General features: G+C 59.1%; 1 protein-coding gene. It reads right to left on the bottom strand.

The window, feature by feature from the left end; all coding sequences use genetic code 11:
• A partial coding sequence (locus ACFPMF_RS27985; RefSeq protein ID WP_379851474.1) for a RagB/SusD family nutrient uptake outer membrane protein occupies positions 1–1,526 on the bottom strand: 1,526 nt, incomplete at its 3' end.
• Positions 1,527–1,675: the final 149 nt, after the last annotated feature.

Below are 1,675 nucleotides of genomic sequence, written 5' to 3'. Positions count from 1 at the left end.
TTGGGGTTGTTCAGCATCTCCTGCTTGCCCAACGGCAGCAGCAGGTGCTTCTCCTGCAAGGGCTGATTCGAACTCAGGTTGACGTGACCCACAAAGTTGTCGAACCCGTTGGTCTTCTCGTTGTACACCTTCCGCAACCGAACCATGTCAAACCACGTCAGCTGCTCGTAACACAACTCGTGCCAACGCTCCCGCCACACCGCTTCCCGCAGCGTCGCCTGGCTGTAGCTCCCCAAAGCCGGCGTCACCAGACCCGCCCGGTCCCGAATCTTCTTCATAGCCTCATAAGCCTCCTGGGTAGGACCACCCACCTCGTTCTGCGCTTCGGCAAAAATCAGCAGCGTTTCGGCGTACCGGATCTGGGGCACGTTCAGGTTGTTCTGCCGCGTACCGGCCACCCCCTGCGTGCCGTTGGCCGTGCGGTTGAAGTGCTTGAAGATGTAGTTGGCCCCCAGACTGAACCGCTCCCCGTTCCCGTTGGTAAAGTAGGTCGAGTAGAAATACCCCTCCTGGTCCTTGGCCCGCTTGTCGCCCGCTTCGTAGGAGTTGTAGAACGACACCGTCGGCACCGTACTGCCCGTTCCCGAGGGACCGTTGTAGGTCACCGGTTTGAAGTTGGGGTACATGTTATCCATCGGATTGCCCGCCACCAGCGTGTTGTACTGCAGCATGAACAGGTGCTCCAGCCGGTTTTCGGTGCTTTCCTTATGCACATCCTCGTAGGAGGTAAACAGACCAATAGACGTCGGGTTGGCGTTGGCGTAGGTGATCACTTCCCGGGCCTTGTCAGCGGCCAGCTTGTAGTGGCTGGCCCCCTTGCTGAGGGGAAAACCCGCCATTGTCAGGTACACCTTCGCCAGCAACGTCTTGACGGCGGCCTGATTGACCCGCCCACTGACATCCATCCAGGCTAACCCGGCGGCTTCGGCCGTCGTCAGGTCCTCGACGATGAGTTTGTAGACCTCCTCCTTATTGGCCCGCCCCGGCTGGAAATCTTCCGAGGAAGCCGTTTGGGGTTTGGTGATCAGGGGCACATCGCCCCACAGCTGCACGGTCATGAAGTAGGCCCAGGCCCGCAGAAACCGGGCTTCTCCCAGGATTTTCTTGCGCTGCACTTCGTCCATGGGGGTGATGCCCGGCACCTTGTCGAGCACCTGGTTGGCCTGGGCGATGACCTTGTAGAGCCCGTTCCAGTAGTTGACCACGTGGATGGTGTTGCCGTCATGCACCAGCCCGTAGAGGTTGTTGAGGTCGGAGTTCTGGGCGGTTTCGGTGGTGGAGGTGCCGGTGAGGGCTTCCAGCAGCTGCCAGTTGGAGGAGAAGATGCCGGCGCCATCGCCCATGAACCGCAGGTCGGCGTAGACCGAAGCCAGGGCCGCTTCGGCGTGGTCGGGAATCGTGTAGAAGTTGTCGGGGGTTAAGTTCGAGGGGGCCTGTTCATCCAAAAAGTCCTTACAGCCCACCGGCCCCAGCAGGGTAGCGCCCAGCAGGGCCACCTTACTTACTTGCTTAAGAATATGTTTCATTGTCGAAATCTTCATTTGATGCTTTTAATCAATTACAACCCAATCTGCAGGCCGAACATCCAGGTGGTCGGTTTGGGGTAGTTGTGCCAGATCATCCCCTGCGAGAAGGCACTGTTGCCATCGCCCTGGTTGGTCGGCGTTACTTCCGG

Origin of the sequence: Larkinella bovis (assembly GCF_042655385.1) — a bacterium.
Classification (GTDB): Bacteria; Bacteroidota; Bacteroidia; order Cytophagales; family Spirosomataceae; genus Larkinella; species Larkinella bovis.
This window is presented reverse-complemented; position numbering and strand designations above follow the sequence as displayed.